This is a genomic window from Desulfomonile tiedjei, from assembly GCA_016212925.1.
In the GTDB taxonomy this organism is placed as follows: Bacteria; Desulfobacterota; Desulfomonilia; order Desulfomonilales; family Desulfomonilaceae; genus JACRDF01.
In genome coordinates this window covers 108004-126295 of sequence record JACRDF010000011.1, presented here as the reverse complement: position 1 = coordinate 126295, position 18292 = coordinate 108004, and the positions used below count along the sequence as shown (strand labels likewise).

The window sequence follows — 18292 nt, the reverse complement described above, 5'->3', positions numbered from 1 at the left end:
TGCGTTGGGTCGGAATTCCCTCTGCTTCGGCCAGGGCAGAAGCAGAGGGAACGCCAGGCTTCCAAATAACGCCGGTCGGCCCGACCGTTATGTCCCGGAAATCCGGTCGAAAAATCGGGTCCATCACAAGGAGCTTTCATGAAAAAAGGAAATGGCAAGGGCTGGCTGGTTCTGTGCTTTATGTTTCTTTTGCTTTTCTTGGGTGTATGGCAGCTATACACGGCTACTTTCAAGAACCTTCCAGGTCCATTGGCCGTGGCCCAAACGGCTTGGGAGTTTCTTTCGAACCCTTTTTACGACAATGGCCCCAACGACAAAGGAATAGGGACCCTTGCCTTGTACAGTCTGGGCCGGCTGTCATTGGGTTTTGTATCTGGCTCGCTGGTTGCGATCACTTTGGGCGTGATCCTGGGCCTGAATCAGATGCTCTTCAAGGCGCTCAATCCCTATATACAGGTTCTGAGAGCAATATCACCTATCGCGTGGATGCCCCTCCTGCTTTATTCGGTGCAAGACAGCAATTGGACGGCTCTGTTGGTGGTCTTCATGGCCAGTGTCTGGCCGACCCTGGCCAACACGGCGTTCGGGGTATCCAACATCAAGAAGGATTACATAAGTGTTTCAAATATCCTGCAGATGAATCCGGTTGCCAAGGTGTTTAAGGTGATACTTCCCGGCGCCGGGCCTACCATCGTGGCGGGACTCAGGATTTCCATGGGGAGCGCGTGGGTGGCCATAGTCCCTGCTGAAGCACTTCTGGGGTCCCTTGGTCTGGGCTATTTCGTTTGGAATGAATGGAACAACTTGTCGCTTACCAGTGTGATTTTTGCAATCCTTGTCATAGGCGTGGTGGGCGTGTGCATAGATGTTCTCTTCAATCAGTTGGCCAGAAGACTGGCGTATATTGACTAGGAGTTCGAACCATGGAGTTGCTCACCGTAGATGGGGTTTCAAAATTCTTTTCCGCCCCCGGAGTAAAGGAGGACCACTGCGTTTTCAGGGACGTTTCGCTCTCGGTTGAAGAAAGAGAGTTCGTGGCTGTGTTGGGTCATTCCGGGTGCGGCAAGTCCACTCTGCTCAACATTGTGGCCGGGATTGAAACCGCGGACGGGGGCTATGTTTACCTCGACGGAAAAGAGATCGCCGGACCCGGCCTCGACAGGATGGTGGTGTTTCAGAATTTCGCTCTCATGCCCTGGTTGACCGTCTCCGGTAACATCCGGATAGCTGTGAAAGCTGCTTACCCGGAATGGGACCGTCACAGAATCAACGACAGGGTCCGAAGATATGTTGAAATGGTGGGCCTGACCGGCGCGGAAGGCAAACGCCCCGCGGAACTGTCAGGCGGAATGAAGCAGCGTGTGGGTCTCGCCAGAGCGTTTTGCGTCGAGCCAAGAATACTACTTCTGGACGAACCCTTCGCTCAAATAGACGCCCTCACCAGAGGGGTTATTCAGGAAGAGTTGGTTCGCATGTGGCTTGGAACAGGCATCACCATATTCATGGTGACTCATGACGTGGATGAAGCAATTCTCCTCTCGGATCGGATCATGCTGATGAGTCCGGGCCCCGATGCAAAAATAATGGAAGAGATAAAGGTGAACATACCGAGGCCGCGAGAGCGTTCCACGATCATCGAGCATCCCAACTATTATTCCGTTCGAAATCGGATCATCAGGTTCCTGTCCAACAAGGAAGAATACGAGCAGACTGCGAGAGTTAACCTTGTGGCATGAAAGGCCGGCTATGCGGGTTTGCGTTCAAACAAGTAATCACTCCGCAGGCATGACTTCCTCTTTGAACGCAAACCGGTGAGTCAACCGTTCTCACGGTCTTCAAGATAGGAGCGTACCAGGTTCTTTCCGCTAAAATGCCCCAATGTGACATACGCGATAGACATTTCAGCACCGAAGAGCTTCCGACGGATAGCCCTGCGGCTCCAGCCGCGGTCCTGAAGGTCCAGCACTTGCCGGCCCTTCTCTTCCAGGTACCTGATTTTGTCGATCAACTCTTCCCGGGGGTCTTGCCGGATTGTGCCGCTGCCGGGAAAGAGCACCTTCGCGTCCAATGAAGCCAACTTTTTCAGTGAAGCTATGATCTGCCAGACATTGTAGTCCAGCCTCAAAGCTTTGTCCTTGCCACCCACGTACGCGTCTCCCGTAAAGAGCCACCCCTGTTGACGCTCGTACAGACAAATATGATCGGAACTGTGGCCCGGAGTACAGATGACTTCAAACCGATAGTTGGGGGTTTCGACAAAATCCCCGATAGGTGCTCCATTGCACGGCGCGGGATAGCCCCACATCACAATTTGGTAGGGCCGGAGCCTTCGCTGTCTTGGTTCGGCCAGGTACGGAAGAGCTTCCGGATGAGCCAGGACTTGGGCGCCGAACTTTTCCTGGAGGGCGGCATTGGCCGCGATATGATCTTCATGGCTGTGGGTGTTCACGATGCGTTCGACGGTCAGGCCGTTCAGCGAGGCCATAAGCTCGGGCACCGTGAAGAAACAGCCCGTATCGACCATCAACCCATCGACGTAGTATGCGGTCGTATAATACAATCCACGGCCTCCAACGGTCCGTGCCAACCGAAACTTGCGAATCGTTCCGATTTGTTCGACATCAATCATATGGCCCCCAACAGACGCTTTCGTGCGCGAACCTGAATCATACCACGGTCTATTCAAAAACAGTCACAAATGGGGGAGTGGCTTCGGTTGACCCTCGTTCCGTCAGGCCTTTTTCAAGTCCTCGGGCCGAATGGGCAGCCGCCGAATTCGTACACCAGTGATCGCAAAGACAGCGTTAGCCACGGCCGGCGCGATTGGCGGGACACCCGGTTCTCCAACCCCGGTAGGGGGCTCCTTGCTTGGCACAATATGGACTTCAACATTCGGCGTCTCCTGCATGGTTACCAATGGGTAATTGTTAAAACTGCTCTGCTGCACCCGGCCGTCTTTTAAGGTGATGGCTCCATGTAACGCGGCTGTGAGACCGAAGATGATTCCGCTCTCCATCTGAGCCGCGACAGTATTCGGGTTTACCACCATGCCGCAATCGACTGCGGCCACCACCCGATGGACGCGAACGTCTCCCGACCGGGTGACGGAGACTTCCGCCACCTGGGCAATAAAGCTGTTAAAGGACTTGTGCAAGGCAATTCCGCGACCGCGACCTTCGGTCAGGGGCGATCCCCAGCCTGCCATTTGCGCTGCCAGCTCCAAAACGGCTTTGTGGCGGGGATGATTTGCGAGGAGCTTGAGGCGGAATTCATAAGGGTCGCTGCCTGCTGCTTGGGCCAGTTCATCCATAAAGCTCTCAACCACAAAGGCGGTGTGCGAATGGCCGACTGAGCGCCACCATTGGACCGGGACCCCGATTTTCGGACTGTGGAGGTCAATAAGAATATTCGGGATTTTGTATGGAATGTCCGCAGCGCCTTCAACCGAGGTTACATCCACGCCGTCCTTCAGCATGGCTTCTTCAAAGGGGCTCCCGGTAATTATTGATTGGCCGACGATGGTGTGGCTCCAGGCTATGGGGTTCCCGTTCGCGTCGAGGCCGGCCGCGATCCGATCGTACCACATGGGGCGATACCATCCGCCCTTCATATCATCTTCACGAGTCCAGATCACTTTGACAGGGGCCTTGGCGGCTTTAGCCACATGCACCGCCTGGACTACGAAGTCCGATTGCGGATTCGCGCGGCGTCCAAACCCGCCTCCAAGGAGTGTTGTGTGGATTTTGACCTGCTCGGGCCGCAGCCCCGCGACCTGAGCCGACGCGTTGCGATCCGCGGTCTGGAACTGGGTTCCGGTCCAAATCTCGCAACTATCAGCACGGAGATCAACCACGCAGTTAAGGGGCTCCATGGTTGCGTGAGCCAAGTACGGGACTTCATATTCTGCGCTGATCTGTTTGGCCGCACTCGGAAGCGCTTGCAGCGGATCACCGTTTTTTCTGGCTACGGCGCCTTGGGTTTGGGCGAGCTTCGCGTACTGTTCCCGCATGCCCTCGGTCGAAAGCGTTGCGTTAGGGCCTTCATCCCAGACGATCTCCAGCGCGTCCCGCCCGACCTTGGCCGGCCAAAAACCGGTCGCAAGCACCGCGACGCCGAACGGCAATTGGACCACGTCCTTAACTCCTGGAACAGCCTTAGCTGCATCGGAATTGACCTTCACGACTTTTGCGCCGAATACGGGCGGCCGCGCCACCACCGCTATGAGCATGCCCGGAATTGTGACGTCGAGGCCGAACACGGCTGTACCGTTGGTTTTTCCGGGGGTATCAAGGCGTCTGACGGGCTGCCCAATGATCCGGAACTTGGAAGGGTCTTTCAGTTGAACGTCTTGCGGCACAGGCATATTCGCTGCTTTCTCCGCGAGCTGGCCGTAGGTCAGGCTTTTGCCGCTTGAGTGGATAACTTTGCCGTTGTCGGCGCGGCAACTTGCCTTGTCCACCTGCCACGTGTCCGCCGCGGCAGCAATGAGCATTTCACGGGCGCTTGCGCCCACTTTTCGCAGCCTCTCCCACTCGCTTGAAACACTTGTGCTGCCGCCGGTTCCCTGGATTCCCCATTGTGGGTGGTTATACGCAGGATCTACCGGCGCGGCTTGAACTGCGATCTTGGTCCAATCGCACTCGAGTTCCTCTGCCACCAGCATTGGCAAGGAAGTGTAGACACCCTGGCCCATCTCGGAATGGTTCACTATGATCGTCACGGTTTCGTCAGTACCGACATGAACGAAAGCGTTCAAGGTAGCCATTCCTCCTCCCTGTTGGCCGGTAGCTTGGCCGACAGAATTACGAATAGGCATGGCTAAGCCCAGCACAAGCCCTCCCCCGATAATAGAGGTTGTCTTGAGGAAGTCACGGCGACTGACTTTGATTATCTGTATCATTTTTGCTGCCCTCCCTCAGCCATCAATTGCGATGCCCGATGAATCGCGCGACGAATCCGTTGATATGTGCCGCAGCGACAAAGGTTGTCCGACATGGCGTCGTCGATGTCCGCGTCGGTCGGTGTGGGATTCTCCGCCAGGAGGGCCGCGGCGCTCATTATCTGACCCGAATGGCAGTAACCGCACTGGGGAACTTCCTGCTCGATCCACGCAATCTGCACGGGGTGACCCCCGTCAGGCGAGAGCCCTTCGATTGTGGTGATATTTTTCCCCACAACATCGGAAACCGGGGTCGCACAGGACCGGACCGCGTCCCCATCCACATGGACGGTACAGGCGCCACAAACCGAAATCCCGCACCCGAATTTTGTGCCGATAAGGCCAAGGTTTTCCCGAATTACCCACAGGAGCGGTGTGTCGGGCTGGACGGCAACAATGTACTCGGTGCCGTTCACATTAAGCTTCAATTCTGAAAAGCCCTGCTCAGTTTTCTCTGTCATGAATTCCCCCTCCTTTTCTGCTGTGTACAATTCAGTCAAACAATTAGGTTAAATCGGTGAATAGAGTATACGAACTATTGTTCGGGTTTCTCCAAGCGGAACACCCGGAGCTTCTCTCAGGATCATCACGAGCGCGATGTGGAAAGAATACCGTCCCGGAAGCAAACAGCAATTAGCATGCTCATCAATTAAGCCTCGAACGATCCTGACCGCACAATAGTGCCCCATTCAATATTATACAACCTGTCGGCAAGGTGTCGAGACGCGGAGTGGGCTGACAGTTGAAACTCACTGCGTTGGCGCCGTCAGGCCAACCGGCTTCAAATTTCTTCCACTTTGATGGCTTCCACAGGACAGACAGCGGAGCAGGATTCACAGCCCGTGCAACGTGCAGGGTCGCACACCCACAAGTCCTTGTCATCCTCCTCGAATACATTCTTGGGGCAGATACGCGCACACGCGCGACAACACGTGCATTTTTCATCCTTTATCACAGGCATGTACATGTCTATCTTCCCTTCCGGGTTTGACAATGGCGTAATATTCGTGCCCTCAGGTAATCTGCCTTTGGGCAAACCCAGCCCTACAGTAATAGATGTTCGTCAACGGCACTTGGTTCCGGAAATGGACAAGTATTTATTCCGGAACTCACCACCGAATGTTATTACGTTTTTGGGACACTTGAAAAAAGTCGCCGCATTATTAATACTGAAGCTCACCCCCCGAGTCCCTTCCGTCTGCAAATCAACAGGACATCAGGGCCTCAATCCAGGGCGGCACTTCACCGGAAGCACGCTGAAAATGCCTGTACTAGATTTTCACCTTCATGTTGGCACCAGACATCACTGGACCCAGTCGGTTATGTCGTTTTTCGCGGAACAGAATCCGGAATACACGCGCGATTTCGCAGAAGAGATCACCCCTCAAGGAGTCGAGGCATATTTGGCTCGTGAAGGAGTGGATAAGGCTGTGGTCCTTTCCGAATATGCCCCCAAGACCACGGGCGTTGTTACAAATGAATTCTCTTCCGAGTTTTGCAGAGGAGCGGATCGCCTGATTCCCTTCGGGTCCATTTGTCTTTACGACGGTCCCGATCCCGCGGAACAGACAGAACACTGCGTAAAAGTGCTCGGCTGTCGGGGCCTCAAGCTCATACCGACGTACGCGCACTTTTTCCCGGACGATCCTCGTCTCCTGCCCGCGTACGAGGTGGCCGCCGGCCTCGAGATCCCGGTAATGTTCCACACGGGTTCGTCGATATTCAAAGGGTCACGGGTGCGCTACGGGAACCCTCTGCTGCTTGACGAAGTGGCTGAAGGCTTCCCCCGCATGAAGATCGTAATTTGCCATGCAGGGAGACCGTTCTGGTACACTGAGGCTGAGTGGATGCTTAGGCGACATGAGAACACTTACATCGACGTGTCCGGGATTCCCCCCAAGCAATTTCCGTCGGTTTTTCCCCATTTGGAGAAGTTCCGCGACCGGTTCGTATTCGGCAGCGATTGGCCGGGCATTCCGTCTATTGGGGCACAGGTCGGACGGATTCAAGAACTGCCATACAGTGAGGAAACCATAGAGGCCATCCTGTGGTCCAACGGCGCTCGGCTGCTGGGGCTTGGTGCTTAAGTAGGCTGCCGTGTCCCATGCCGGTTCGCCCCCAAAATATGAGGTTGGGATCTAATCAAGGATTATTATCACGGGGTAGCCACTTGGCAGGGCGATAGACATGTACAAAGAATGCGGTGATGATGGATGGGTGACAGGGGCTGAGGAAGAATTGACCTGACTGTCTTGAAAACAAGGTTTCCCCGCTCTTACCTGCGACCGTACAAGGGCGATTGGATGTTTTGACAGAGCCCAAGAGTCTTTCTAAGTGGCCGTTAGAAGCCTTAAGTTCAAGAACCGGCTTGTTTGCAGCATTATCTCGGACAAAGGAGGTGCACTATGCCAACAAAGATTTCTCTCGATCAAGCAAAGGCCCGTGTCACGGAACTCATGATAGCGGGCTATCATTGAGGGCCGGCAGTCCTGCAAGTTATGTGGGAGACATATGGCCTGGAAAACGAAGATTTCCTCTGGACCGGCGTCCCTTTCATGGGCGGCATTAGTGGACAGCAGCAAGCGCCGTGCGGTGCAGTGTCCGCGTCCTCGGTATCCCTTGGGCTGAGGCATCGGTGTTCCCTTGCAGATAAAGAAAAGGCTAAACAGTCGCGAGCTGTCATACGCTATTACGCTGCTGCGCTGGTCAAGAGCTTCAGAGAACGCTTTGGCAACATCAACTGCATGGACCTTGTTGGGATGGATTTTTCCGAGCCCGGCCAGTACCAGAAGTTTCTTGCCTCGGGGATTTGGAAGGAAAAATGCGCGAAATATGTTGAGTTCGCTGTGGAGAAGCTTTACGAGTTTGAAGAAAGATCGGGGGTCGGCCACGTACCACAAGGGAAATGACCAACAAGGGGATCGGTCTGGACCTGACTATAGTAATTCTCGAAAGTATTGTCGGAATAGGATCGCATTGCTGGCTTCATGTTGACCCGGTCAACACTCTGACCTCATTCCGCGAAAACTTTTAAGAACCACTATAGCCTTCTCCATCGGGAATCCGTATCAAGCCGCGAAAAACTCCCGCGTGTTGTCGCGATGATCCACCGTGTACAGCACTTGCGCCAGCTTCTGAAGCTCTTGGACAAGCTCGGGGAATGTGTTCCGATCTAAATTGAAGGCCCGAACATATACCTGACGATATCCTTGCGGCGCGGTCTCGTATGTGCTGACGATGCTCACAAGGCGCCCCCCATATTTTCTGATGACATCGGTTACCGCCTTAATAGAGCCCGCATTGTCCTGTACCTGAAACCCGAAAGAAACACCCTTCTGCGCCAAGCCGGTCATGGATATCAGAGCGGCAAAAAGATCGTTCTTTGTAATTATTCCTCTCACATGTCCTGCGTCGTCCACCACGGGTGCGCCGGAGATATCGTGCTGCATCAGGACTTCCGCGGTTTCTTCAATCGTGAGATTCAGCGGAACCGTCACCGGATTCTGGCTCATGAATGAGCCTACTTGCAGGCGAGCCACGTGATACATGATGTTTTGAAAATCGAGGAGGCACGCGTCTGACGGAGAAGCATGTTTCACGTCGCGGTCAGTGACCACGCCGACCAGCTTTCCTTCTTCCATCACCGGCAGCAGGCCTATGTCGTGTTCCATCATCATATTAATGGCATCCTGCAGAGTAGCCTTTACGTCAATAGTGATCACGTTCGTGCTCATCCAATCCTTGACCAACATTGGTTTCCCTCCGTCCAAAAAGCCTTAAGCCTCAGTTCCATGATGCGAGGACTATGCCAATATGATGTTCCTCTCCATAGTCCGCTCATGGAAATAGCCAATCCCGCGGTTTTAGACACAGGCTGCAATCACCATGCCCGCCTCGCAAGTCAGCCTGAAGTTGTACCGCGACCGCAAATCGAAGATAACAGAAGCCGGGCCCTAGTAAAACTTCATTTTCGGATGAATGTTTTCCTCGCCGGTAATGCTAGCCGGGAGGCTACTTTTACAGGCTGTAAAAAATTGTAACGAATGCCCGGGCCATTTGCCCGGCGACTGGTCAAAACTAACTTAAAAGAATCAGGTGATTGTCCGAGAAGCGTGATCTGTGGGAGCGGCAGGAGTCTTGCCCTCCGCCAAAAAAATCGGGAACCGGAAGTCCTCGCATATTTGAATCTGAGGGTCGGCCCTGGTATTCTGCGAATTCTTCATGGCTCACCAAACCAGTCCGGTTTTTGTAAGGAGGGAATCAATGGAAAAGAAGGTCAGAAAAATAGAAAGAGCGGCCTCAGCGTATAACTACCCGTTGATCGTCAAACAGTTGCTGCATACCCCCATTCTTTACGCGCCCGACCAAGAAATCGTGTACAGAGACCAGATGCGCTACACGTACCGAGACCTTTATAAGCGTATCAACAGGCTGGCGTCCGCGCTGAACGCGCTCGGCGTGGGTCCGGGAGACACCGTGGCCGTTCTGGATTGGGATTCACACCGATACTTGGAATGCTTTTTCGCAATTCCCATGATGGGGGCAATCCTTCATACGGTAAACATCCGGCTCTCACCTGACCAAATACTTTTTACGATGAACCACGCGGAAGACGACATGGTCCTTGTCCATGAGGATTTTCTGCCGGTGATGGAGGGACTTGCAGACAAATTGCCCACCGTGAAGAAATACGTCCTCCTCCAGGAAGGTCCGGAAAAACCCACGACCGCGTTGCCGTTAGCTGGAGAGTACGAAGAGCTACTGGCGCAGGCTTCGGATTCATTCGATTTCCAGGAGTTTGACGAGGACACCCAGGCCACCACTTTCTACACTACGGGCACGACAGGTGACCCCAAAGGGGTTTACTACAGCCATAGGCAATTGGTGTTACACACGCTGGGAGCTGCCGTGGGGACCTCTGCATTCACTGCGCCGGGCCGCTTTCAGTCCGCGGATGTTTATATGCCCATCACTCCAATGTTCCACGTGCATGCGTGGGGAGTTCCTTACGTTGCCACGGTTTTGGGAGCAAAGAGCGTGTATCCGGGAAGATATGAGCCCGCGATGCTCTTAAAGCTCCTCGTGACAGAGAAAGTAACCTTCTCTCATTGCGTTCCCACGATCCTGCACATGCTCCTTAGCAGTCCTGCCGCGCAAGATGCGGACCTCCGGGGCTGGAAAGTGATCATAGGCGGATCAGCCTTGCCGAGGGGGCTGGCAAAAGCCGCGATGGAGAGGGGGATCGAAATATACGGAGGATACGGCATGTCCGAAACATGCCCGATCCTGACGCTGGCCAACCTCAAGCCCAATATGATGGACTGGGACATGGAGCGCCAACTCGACATCCGGACCAAAACAGGCTGCCCTGTGCCACTGGTGAACATCAGAGTCGCGGATGTCGTGACCGGTGAGACTTTGCCGCGCGATGGAAAGACCCCGGGAGAGATTGTTGTTCGCGCTCCGTGGCTGACACAAGGTTACTTCAAGGAACCGGCAAAGTCTGAAGAGTTGTGGGCCGATGGATGGCTTCACACAGGCGACATCGCGAACATGGACGAGAATGGCTACCTGCAAATAACCGATCGGCTGAAGGACGTTATCAAAACCGGCGGCGAATGGATCTCTTCGCTGCATCTGGAAAGCCTTATCAGCCAACACCCCGGCGTGTCGGAAGTCGCTGTTATCGGCGTCCCTGACGCGAAGTGGGGGGAGAGGCCTTTGGCCATGATCGTTCCCAAGCCGGAACACGGGGCCGCGCTCTCGGCTACGGACCTTCAGGCATTTCTTGGGAAATACGTTGAGGAAGGCCTGATCTCCAAGTGGGGCATCCCGGATTCATTCCTCATGGTGGAGCAGATCCCCAAAACCAGCGTCGGAAAAATCGACAAAAAAGTTATCAAGAAAGGCGTCGCAGAGGGCGCGTATTGAGTGGAAGACAGGAAAAGATGAAAAGCCGTCCGGGGAGCCCCTTGTTTTGCACAAAAGGCGTTCCCCGGTTTCTCTGGTTCCCAGGCTCCGCCTGGGAACGAGGATTTATACTAGTTCGCTTTCAAACAGTGAAAGACAGGTGGAAGCAAAATCCGCACTGACCTGGTGCCCCCCCAGGTCAGTGGCACCCAAGATTGCATCACCTTCGCTCTGTGGGTGCCACGGACCTGAGCTTGGCCAGGTCCGTGCATGATTGGGTCGAATGTTAATTGTTTGACCACGCAATGTTACAAAAACAGAGGCCGGCTGGGCTTGCTACGGTAGGGGCCTGCGTCCCTGCCGGTCCCAGGGGAATTACCTCACAGCTGGAAATCATTCCCAAGCAAAGGTTTTTCCTTGAATTTCATCCACCGGTTTGTCTGGTTCCCAGGCTCCGCCTGGGAACCCATGCCGTCCGGGCTCTGCCCGGACACTGCCAGGCAACACACGCACCTGAAAGGCGTGACTGTCGGAGGGAAAGCCTCCGGAACTAGGATTATAGCCATTCTCGAAAGTTCTGTCGGAATCAAATCACACTGCGTAAAGCGATTGGCAGTGGCATGCCAGTCGATGGGACGTAAGTTCCAGCACGCCGTCCCTGCATCCGGTATTCCCCGAAGGGGAATACTGTGGGTAGCCCTGGGTGAAACCCAGGGAAAAAGCCCCCATCAATCACCAGACCGGCCCCGGAGGGGTCGGCCCCTTCAGGGTCGCGAAAAGACTAATTATTGGCGCTTCGTACCACGGGTTTCACCCGTGGCTACCCACCGTACTCCCCCTTCAGGGGAAAGATACCGGTGATAACTATTTTCGCGATTAATTTTGAGAACTACTATAAGAGAAGCACCGAGTTCGGTAGGGGCGGACCCCGCGTCCGCCCTTGTCCTTGCGTCTCGTTGGACCTAGGGCAGGCACGAGGCCTGCCCCTACATCGGCCAACCCCCCATTGGGACAAAAAAATTGGCACTCGGAATACCTCAAACAACCACAATCTTCCGGGGCGTTTGCCGGCGTGAACAAAAAAAGAACTTGACAAGGGGGGGCAAACATCTATAATTCGAAATATGTCAAACAATCGAATAAAAGAAATGGCTCGGTACGCCGAAATGTTCAAAGCCCTCTCGAATCCTCATCGACTTGCTATCTTCTTGCGCCTCCTCGCGGTTTGCCCGCCCGGAACAACCTGAAGCACAGTCGAAGAGGCCCGGCGGTACGTCGGCGAGTTGGGAGAAGAGTTGAACATCGCTCCTTCCACGGTTTCTCACCACATCAAGGAGCTTCGCCAGGCAGGCATAATTGTGGTGGAACGCCGCGGAAAGAACATTGAATGCTGGGTTAACGAGGAAGCTGTGAAAGCTATGAGGGAACTTCTCCATAGTGGAGGAGGGGCCGTTTTGAACAAACATAGTGCCTCCGCGGAACGACTCACTTGAATTGCGGAGAAAGGGGAACAGGTCATGGAAAACGCATGCCGTTTTCAGCCCGAGGGGCTTACAGAGGAACAGATGGGAATGATACAGCGCGTCCAGCAGGGGTTCCATTGCAGTGAAATCCTCCTGTTCGCGGGACTCGATGCTCAAGGCAAAACCAATCCCGATCTGATCAGGACTGTCTCTGGATTGGCTGGAGGTGTCGGCTTTTCCGGTGAGCTTTGCGGCGCGCTCACCGGCGGAGCCTGCCTGTTAGGCCTGTATAACGGTCGAGGAAGCGAGAACGAGGAAGCGGATCCGCGCCTCAACATCATGGTCAGCGAACTGATGGACTGGTTTGCTTCAAAATATGGAGCGCAATACGGTGGGATAAGATGCAGGGAAATCACGGAAGACGACCCGAAGAAACAACCTGAAAGGTGCCCCAGGATTGTCGCGGGCGTGCTGAAGAAAGTCCAGTCGCTTCTGGCCGAGAACGGCTTCGAATGGAAGCAAGCCTCGTCTCTCGACGAAACGGGTCCGGCCACAAGTAAATTGACACGGGTTGCAGTTGATAGCCATCCTCAAACGGCGTGCCCATGTGCCGCGGGGGCCAGGTAGCGGTGGCAATTAAATTCGAAGTGATGAGGAACATTGTTTGAGTGCCACTGCCGGCTTTTCCAGCAGTGGCACCTATCATGGGCAAAACACCAACGCTGACTTGATGCCACGAGAGGCTGTCACATGGGGAATCTGCCGAGCGAGTCTGATAGAAAAAAATCGCCTCTGGCTTTACGCGATCGAACGTTAGTCACTGTTACCAGTCTCCTGGGAAACGTATCGCTGCTCTTGATGGCGGTCTTTGTGTTCAAAGGATCGCTAGACCTGGTGGACCTGGGTCTTGGAGAAGTTGGCGCGCTCGTGTTGAATACCTGTCTGTCCATTGCCTTCTTCATTCAGCATAGCGGCATGATCAGAGCATCTTTTCGGCGATGTTCGGCTCAATTCATGGCAGAGAAATACCACGGTGCTTTGTTCACCGTAGCTTCTGCTGTCTTGCTGATCCTTCTCGTGGTGCTCTGGCAGAAATCCAATTACACCTTGTTTTCCGCCGAAGGGGCTCTTCGATGGGTCCTGCGGGCTGTATTCTTCTTGTGCATTATAGGTTTCTATTGGGGGATTCGGTCCCTGGGAAAGTTCGACGCCTACGGCCTCCGTCCGATTCTAAGGAATATTCAGAGCGCCACAGCGACAGCCGGTGATCTTAAGGTCCGTGGTCCATACCGCTGGGTACGTCACCCTCTGTACCTTTTCTGCATCTTGATGATCTGGTCCTGTCCGGACCTGACAGCCGACCGCCTCCTGTTTAATCTGTTGTGGACCGCGTGGATAGTTGTCGGGACAATATTGGAGGAACGAGACCTGGTCGCACAATTCGGTGAAGGTTACAGGACCTACCAAACTCAAGTGCCGATGCTGATTCCGAGCACCTTCCGGCATCTGGGTATTACAAGATGATATACCAGCTCTCTAAAGTTATCGCGGATTGATTCCCGGGTGCCGGGTGCCGGGTGCCGGGTGCCGGGTGCCGGGTTTTTTGGAAAACAGCGAGGTTGTCCCCCGCATTAAACACCAAATTGAAGAGCGAGCGGATGGTTCGGTAAAGCTGGGAATCCTCCGATTTATCGTGGCGATATAACTGGCAGGAAGCACGGACCTGGTAAGGCCCAGGTCCGTGGCACCCAATACAGAAAGCATCGCTTGACGCAAGGGGTTACAGCGGTTGTTCCCAAAAGCTCTTCCCGAATGAGATCGTCCCGCGTTGGCAGGATATCCGCAAATTGATCCGCGCTTACTTTCGAGAGCCACTATACCAGGTCGCAAACCAACAAGGTTATAGGTGTTGCCCGGCAAGGACGCCTTGCCCTACCCACCCTCCAGTACTTGGGTATCGGATAAGGTCAACCATTTTGGCGACTGCCTGACAATTTCTAATCAACACTAGGTTCTTTCGGCTCATCGAACTGAAAATAAAGCGACACTACGCCATCTTCCAGTGTTTTGTGTACCACATAAGGCAGCCTGTCAAAAGTTCGCAGCATTGGTTTGTTGGAAACCAGCACATCAGCGCGGAAGCCCTTGATCCCCCGCTCTTTTGCAATCTCGATCAGATAGTGCACCAGAGCACTCCCGATGCCGCGGCGCTGGTAGTTTTCATCAACCATGAAAGCTACGTCCGGGAACCCGCCTTTGGGGTCAATCATGTAACGAGCTTCGGCAATGATCCGCCGGTTCTCTCGCGGGCCCGTACTGACAACCAGAGACAGTCCCTTGTCCTCAGTAAGATTGCAATATTGCTGCACGTTCTTGTGGGGCATGCTCCGGCGCGGGGTGAAATAGCGGAAGTATACCGAATCCTCCGAGAGGTTGTAGAAAAGGTCCCGTATCATAGACTCATCGGTAGGTTTTATAACCCTAATATGGCCCTGGACCCCACCCTTGAACACTCTATCGGTCCGAATCCGGCGGCGGAATTCCGGTGACGCGGTCTCGAAATAAAACTGGTCGCTATACACGTACCCCATTTCGCGGGCCTGCTTCATCAGCTCTTCCCGGAAGTCGGGATGAGCGATTTCTATAAGAGCCATAGCCCTTTCCCGGACCGACTTGCCGCCGAGGTAAGCGATGCCGTACTCCGTGACTATATAATTAACGTCACCGCGATTGCTTACCACCGATGCCCTGGGACCAAAAGACGGAACAATCGTCGATCGGCCGCTCTGAGGAGAAGTTGACCGCAAACAGATCACGGAACGCCCGCCCTTGGCCATAGTGGCCCCTCGCATGAAATCGTGGTCGCCTCCTGAGCCTTCAAAAGCGGTCCATGCGGGCTTTCCTTGCCGAATCTGGCCCCGGAGATCCACCTGAAGCGCCAGGTTGATCGCGACCATCTTTTCGTTTGTGGCTATGAAGGCCGGGTCGAGCAGGGTATCCGAGGGGTACAGTTCGACCAGAGAGTTTTCGTGAACGTAGTCGTAAAGCCGCCGTGTGCCCATGCAGCACGAAGCGAGAGATCTGCCTCTATACTGCTTTTTTGTGCTGTTGTTGATAACACCGGCTTCGATGAGGTCCATTAATGGGTCGGTCAAGATTTCGGTGTGAAGCCCGAGATTCCGATGCTCATAAAAATATTCCATCAGGCCGCGGGAAATGCCTGCAAAACCGAACTGCAAAATTGAGCCGTCCTCTATGAGTTCACTGACATAGCCGCTGATTGTCTTCTCACGAACTCCAAGCGTCTCCTCAGGGATCTCGTACAACTCCTCATCGGATTCCACCACGTAATCAATCTTATCCAGAGTTATAAATGTGTCGCCGTTAGTACGAGGCATCCTCGGGTTGACCTGAGCTATGACCCTCCGCGCGCTTTCTACCGCGGCAAGAGACACATCCACCGAGATGCCAAGGCTCAATCGCCCGAATCTGTCCGGGGCCGAAACCTGTACTACCGCCATGTCGATAGGAATGCGGCGGTTCCTGAAAAACATGGGAATCTGGGAATGGAACAGCGGGACATAATCGGCTTCAGAAGGCCTATCAGCCTCACAAGGCGCCCCGCCGATAAAGAAGGTCTTTATTCTGAATCGTTCCCGACCTTTAGCCGCCAAAGCCGACGATTGACACCCTGTGATGAACTGTATGAACTCCACATCTTCGAGGTAAGATTTGCCGAGGGCCTCGATCACGGCCGAGGGCTCGGAACACATGCTCCCCAGATACACCCGGTCGCCGTTCTTTATGAGAGCCGCAGCTTCTCGGGCGGTGACAAGCTTAGAGGCATAAGACGTTTTGTGGTTGCCCATTACACATTACCCACCAATGCAGATTTTGGGTTTTTTTGACGTTGAAAACTCCCGCGAAAAGGCCTTCAGGGGTTTGGCCGGTTGTCCATTACACCAAAATGTCACCGGACGAGGAGCAAACCGAAACAAGGGATGGTGCGGCATGCGTCCCGCGCCTATTGGCACTTTGCCAAGAAAAGCTTCTGCCCCTGGCCCTCCCCGATTTCTTTTCGAGGAAGGCCCTCAAGGCCAAAGGATGGATCAGTCAATTGGGATCTTGGAAGCTTCCTTCGTTTTTTTCAAGTCCTGCGGCCCTGAGCCGAATAAAACCGTGGTAAACCCTTTCTGGAATTCTTCGACTCCTTTTCGAAAATGCACCGCTCCTGTGATCAAGTCTGAAGGTTTCGGGGCCAATTGCTTGATCAAATAGCTCATTCCGGCCACTGCAACCAGAGTTATTCCTGCTGCCTTTGTAAAAAGCCATAGAGGGTTCATCGGTAGCCTCACTCATTTGCGGGGAATTTTATGGAAAGGACATTGTCGGTCAAAGCAGCCCTGGAGGGCTTACGATTCACCAACGTTCTCGGAAGAAATATGTGCCGCTTGAAAGATCCAATGCGGACCACCAGGTCTCCTTCCTCCTTTGACAGGTCCACATATTCCTTGGCTACAAACGGCAGTTTGATCTTAAGCGTCATGTCGCCGTCGTGTTGCTCGATCTCGTAGACCGTGTCTCGATGAAGGACCGCCGAGGGGTCAATGTCGCCGTAAACCATCCTGCCCATGGCGGATAACTTCTCCAATCCCACGACTTCATCCTCGAGGATGTGGACAGGTAGGATGGGGATGGGTTCGAAAATCGTGTGGATTTGCTCCAAGCTCTTTTGCTGGGTTGCGAGCCAGTCCCTGAAATAGACATCCTGCAACGACTCAGGAAAGAGCCGGTTGACAATAATCGCGTCAACCACCAATCCATACAAGCAAAAATACATGAACGCGCGTTGGGTTTCACGAATGACCATGCGTTCCGCGTTGGTCACCAGCCGTATCGAAGTGATCTCGCGGTCCAGCAAGACTTCGTCCACCCCTTCCAATTTCAGGAAAAGGTCCTGCAACGCGTCAAAGTAGCTGTCTTCCGGAAGGGGAACGTCCGTGAGCTTCTTGGCGATGGGTCGAGCCAATTTCAAAAGACTGCGTTCCAACCGAAAGAACTTTTTCATATACCATTCCAGCGTGGTAGGCATGCCCAGGAAACGCAGCGACTCGCCGGTTGGGGCGCAATCAATTACAATCACATCGTAGGTGTTTTCTCGGTAGTACTGGTTTATGTACAGGAGGCTGACAACGTCTTCCATCCCAGGAATTATGGCCAGTTCTTGCGCCAAGACAGGGGTCATGCCACTGGACCCGAACAGAGCGGCCAGGTACTGGGATACCTCTCCCCAGTGCTGATCCAACTCTTCCTGAATGTCCACTTCCTGAATCCAGAGATTGTCCGTGACCCGACGAGGCTTTCCTCGGTTGAAATCGTGGAGATTGCCGCCCAATTGAAACGAATCGGAAAGACTGTGCGCGATGTCTATGGAAATAACTACGGTTTTCAAGCCCCGTTCGGCACATTTCAACGCCGTGGCCGAGGCTACGGTAGTCTTACCTACGCCGCCTTTTCCTGAGAAAATGATTATTCGTGGCTGTCTGGCGGTCATTCAGTCTCCTGGTCGATTGTTGTGCCTTAACATCCGAGCAGACTATACTGAAACCCGGGAGCGAAGTCCAGGCCGGGCGCATTGCGGAACTTTTCGCAACCGCGGCTAAGGGAGCTGTCCCAGCATGTACTTCTGTCCGCGATTGTAGGCGGTGTAAGCCGCGATGAGATGGCAAACCCAGCCAAACATTCCGCCGGTGCCGATCCAGAAGCCGGGCGTAACGATCAGCCAGAAAATGCCCCGCAAGAAATCCCCGTTGTAGATTTGCCCAACACCGGGAATGACCAAACTCAAGATCGCTGCAATTCCGGATTGAGTCATCAGATCTGCCTCCAACGCGGTCAGCCGGTGGTCCACAAGTCACAACAGAAAGAGCCGCTTGTGTCCCCCAGGTTTCAGTATTTTCATTTCCGGGCTGTTTTGCAA

16 protein-coding genes and 1 pseudogene are annotated in these 18292 nt (G+C 54.0%); 8 read left to right on the top strand and 9 right to left on the bottom strand.

Going from position 1 to position 18292, the window contains the following annotated elements:
* Window positions 1-138: 138 nt before the first annotated feature.
* Together HY913_06465 and HY913_06460 are read left to right on the top strand one after the other, a co-directional pair.
* On the top strand, window positions 139-912 hold the full coding sequence (locus HY913_06465) for an ABC transporter permease subunit (GenBank protein ID MBI4962898.1): 774 nt from the start codon (window positions 139-141) through the stop codon (window positions 910-912).
* Window positions 913-923: 11 nt separating this feature from the next.
* The gene (locus HY913_06460; GenBank protein MBI4962897.1) at window positions 924-1736 is read left to right on the top strand and encodes an ABC transporter ATP-binding protein; all 813 of its coding nucleotides are present in this window, start codon (window positions 924-926) and stop codon (window positions 1734-1736) included.
* Between the two features lie 80 nt (window positions 1737-1816).
* Here the strand turns inward: HY913_06460 and HY913_06455 are convergent, their stop codons facing one another.
* The 4 genes from HY913_06455 to HY913_06440 form a co-directional block, all read right to left on the bottom strand.
* Window positions 1817-2629: an MBL fold metallo-hydrolase gene (locus HY913_06455; protein MBI4962896.1), complete on the bottom strand. Its 813-nt coding sequence runs from the start codon at window positions 2627-2629 to the stop codon at window positions 1817-1819.
* A 102-nt stretch (window positions 2630-2731) separates the two neighbouring features.
* Window positions 2732-4900, bottom strand: coding sequence for a xanthine dehydrogenase family protein molybdopterin-binding subunit (locus HY913_06450; protein ID MBI4962895.1), 2169 nt, complete (start codon window positions 4898-4900; stop codon window positions 2732-2734).
* Window positions 4897-5400: a (2Fe-2S)-binding protein gene (locus HY913_06445; GenBank protein MBI4962894.1), complete on the bottom strand. Its 504-nt coding sequence runs from the start codon at window positions 5398-5400 to the stop codon at window positions 4897-4899. The genes HY913_06450 and HY913_06445 overlap by 4 nt, the downstream gene beginning before the upstream one ends.
* 320 nt (window positions 5401-5720) lie before the next feature.
* Window positions 5721-5906, bottom strand: a complete 186-nt coding sequence (locus tag HY913_06440; GenBank protein MBI4962893.1) for a 4Fe-4S binding protein — start codon at window positions 5904-5906, stop codon at window positions 5721-5723.
* 295 nt (window positions 5907-6201) lie between these two features.
* Here HY913_06440 and HY913_06435 point away from each other — a divergent pair, with 295 nt between their 5' ends.
* Entirely contained in the window at window positions 6202-7026 is an 825-nt protein-coding gene (locus HY913_06435) for an amidohydrolase (protein ID MBI4962892.1), read from the top strand.
* A 411-nt stretch (window positions 7027-7437) separates the two neighbouring features.
* The gene (locus HY913_06430) at window positions 7438-7848 is read left to right on the top strand and encodes a C_GCAxxG_C_C family protein (protein MBI4962891.1); all 411 of its coding nucleotides are present in this window, start codon (window positions 7438-7440) and stop codon (window positions 7846-7848) included.
* Between the two features lie 159 nt (window positions 7849-8007).
* Here HY913_06430 and HY913_06425 read toward each other — a convergent pair whose 3' ends face one another.
* Entirely contained in the window at window positions 8008-8691 is a 684-nt protein-coding gene (locus tag HY913_06425; protein MBI4962890.1) for a CBS domain-containing protein, read from the bottom strand.
* A 511-nt stretch (window positions 8692-9202) separates the two neighbouring features.
* Between HY913_06425 and HY913_06420 the strand changes: the two genes are divergently transcribed.
* The 4 genes and pseudogenes from HY913_06420 (at window position 9203) to HY913_06405 (ending at window position 13836) form a co-directional block, all read left to right on the top strand.
* Window positions 9203-10870 carry a fatty acid--CoA ligase gene (locus HY913_06420; GenBank protein ID MBI4962889.1) on the top strand — a complete coding sequence of 556 codons (1668 nt, stop codon included), beginning with the start codon at window positions 9203-9205 and terminating at the stop codon, window positions 10868-10870.
* A 1103-nt stretch (window positions 10871-11973) separates the two neighbouring features.
* Window positions 11974-12342, top strand: a pseudogene (locus HY913_06415) (winged helix-turn-helix transcriptional regulator).
* 72 nt (window positions 12343-12414) lie between these two features.
* Window positions 12415-12939 (top strand): C_GCAxxG_C_C family protein, encoded by a 525-nt coding sequence (locus HY913_06410; protein MBI4962888.1) that lies wholly within the window; start codon window positions 12415-12417, stop codon window positions 12937-12939.
* Window positions 12940-13062: 123 nt separating this feature from the next.
* On the top strand, window positions 13063-13836 hold the full coding sequence (locus HY913_06405) for an isoprenylcysteine carboxylmethyltransferase family protein (GenBank protein MBI4962887.1): 774 nt from the start codon (window positions 13063-13065) through the stop codon (window positions 13834-13836).
* A gap of 473 nt (window positions 13837-14309) precedes the next feature.
* On the opposite strand, the gene HY913_06400 is transcribed toward HY913_06405, so the two are convergent.
* The 4 genes from HY913_06400 to HY913_06385 all read right to left on the bottom strand — a co-directional run bounded on the left by HY913_06400 (window position 14310) and on the right by HY913_06385 (window position 18187).
* Window positions 14310-16181, bottom strand: coding sequence for a GNAT family N-acetyltransferase (locus HY913_06400; GenBank protein MBI4962886.1), 1872 nt, complete (start codon window positions 16179-16181; stop codon window positions 14310-14312).
* Window positions 16182-16421: 240 nt separating this feature from the next.
* Window positions 16422-16655, bottom strand: coding sequence for a hypothetical protein (locus tag HY913_06395; GenBank protein ID MBI4962885.1), 234 nt, complete (start codon window positions 16653-16655; stop codon window positions 16422-16424).
* A gap of 8 nt (window positions 16656-16663) precedes the next feature.
* On the bottom strand, window positions 16664-17866 hold the full coding sequence (locus HY913_06390) for an ArsA family ATPase (GenBank protein MBI4962884.1): 1203 nt from the start codon (window positions 17864-17866) through the stop codon (window positions 16664-16666).
* A 105-nt stretch (window positions 17867-17971) separates the two neighbouring features.
* Window positions 17972-18187, bottom strand: coding sequence for a hypothetical protein (locus tag HY913_06385; protein MBI4962883.1), 216 nt, complete (start codon window positions 18185-18187; stop codon window positions 17972-17974).
* Window positions 18188-18292 lie beyond the last annotated feature (105 nt).

Coding starts and splice junctions, on each gene's coding strand:
- HY913_06465 (MBI4962898.1), top strand. CDS start 139: ATGAAAAAAGGAAATGGCAAGGGCTGGCTGGTTCTGTGCTTTATGTTT.
- HY913_06460 (MBI4962897.1), top strand. CDS start 924: ATGGAGTTGCTCACCGTAGATGGGGTTTCAAAATTCTTTTCCGCCCCC.
- HY913_06455 (MBI4962896.1), bottom strand. CDS start 2,629: ATGATTGATGTCGAACAAATCGGAACGATTCGCAAGTTTCGGTTGGCA.
- HY913_06450 (MBI4962895.1), bottom strand. CDS start 4,900: ATGATACAGATAATCAAAGTCAGTCGCCGTGACTTCCTCAAGACAACC.
- HY913_06445 (MBI4962894.1), bottom strand. CDS start 5,400: ATGACAGAGAAAACTGAGCAGGGCTTTTCAGAATTGAAGCTTAATGTG.
- HY913_06440 (MBI4962893.1), bottom strand. CDS start 5,906: ATGTACATGCCTGTGATAAAGGATGAAAAATGCACGTGTTGTCGCGCG.
- HY913_06435 (MBI4962892.1), top strand. CDS start 6,202: ATGCCTGTACTAGATTTTCACCTTCATGTTGGCACCAGACATCACTGG.
- HY913_06430 (MBI4962891.1), top strand. CDS start 7,438: ATGTGGGAGACATATGGCCTGGAAAACGAAGATTTCCTCTGGACCGGC.
- HY913_06425 (MBI4962890.1), bottom strand. CDS start 8,691: ATGTTGGTCAAGGATTGGATGAGCACGAACGTGATCACTATTGACGTA.
- HY913_06420 (MBI4962889.1), top strand. CDS start 9,203: ATGGAAAAGAAGGTCAGAAAAATAGAAAGAGCGGCCTCAGCGTATAAC.
- HY913_06410 (MBI4962888.1), top strand. CDS start 12,415: ATGGGAATGATACAGCGCGTCCAGCAGGGGTTCCATTGCAGTGAAATC.
- HY913_06405 (MBI4962887.1), top strand. CDS start 13,063: ATGGGGAATCTGCCGAGCGAGTCTGATAGAAAAAAATCGCCTCTGGCT.
- HY913_06400 (MBI4962886.1), bottom strand. CDS start 16,181: ATGGGCAACCACAAAACGTCTTATGCCTCTAAGCTTGTCACCGCCCGA.
- HY913_06395 (MBI4962885.1), bottom strand. CDS start 16,655: ATGAACCCTCTATGGCTTTTTACAAAGGCAGCAGGAATAACTCTGGTT.
- HY913_06390 (MBI4962884.1), bottom strand. CDS start 17,866: ATGACCGCCAGACAGCCACGAATAATCATTTTCTCAGGAAAAGGCGGC.
- HY913_06385 (MBI4962883.1), bottom strand. CDS start 18,187: ATGACTCAATCCGGAATTGCAGCGATCTTGAGTTTGGTCATTCCCGGT.